Raw genomic sequence first — 565 nt, forward strand, 5'->3', positions numbered from 1 at the left:
TCGACCTCGACTCACTTCAGCTCGACAGCAGCGTCAAAGTCGTTGCCTTCAGCCATCATTCGAACGTGACCGGCGCGATAGCCCCGGTTGCCGAACTCGTCACGCGGGCCAAGTCCGTCGGCGCGCTGACCGTCCTGGACGCATGCCAGTCGGTGCCCCACCAGCCGGTCGACTTCCGAGCACTCGACGTCGACTTCGCCGCATTCTCCGGCCATAAAATGCTGGGCCCCAACGGGATCGGCGTACTCTATGGCCGCGCCGAGCTGCTGAGCGCCTTACCGCCATTCCTCACCGGCGGCTCGATGATCGAAACCGTCAGCATGGAGACCGTCACCTACGCCGCGCCGCCGCAGCGCTTCGAGGCAGGCACACCGATGACCTCACAGGTCGTCGGGCTGGGCGCGGCGACCCGTTACCTCAATGCCGTCGGCATGGACGCCGTCGAAGCTCACGAGCGCGAACTGGTGGCGGCCGCGATCGACGGCCTGGCCGGCATCGAGCAAGTGCGGATCATCGGGCCGACCTCGCTGGAAAACCGCGGATCGCCAGTCTCTTTCGTCGTCGA

General features: G+C 66.0%; 1 protein-coding gene. It reads left to right on the forward strand.

Annotated features, from left to right (window positions below; all coding sequences use genetic code 11):
- The coding region (locus tag A5658_RS09840; RefSeq protein WP_156751340.1) for an aminotransferase class V-fold PLP-dependent enzyme at window positions 1–565 on the forward strand (565 nt) is incomplete at both ends.

This window comes from Mycobacterium sp. 1245111.1, assembly GCF_001673405.1.
Lineage (GTDB): Bacteria > Actinomycetota > Actinomycetes > Mycobacteriales > Mycobacteriaceae > Mycobacterium.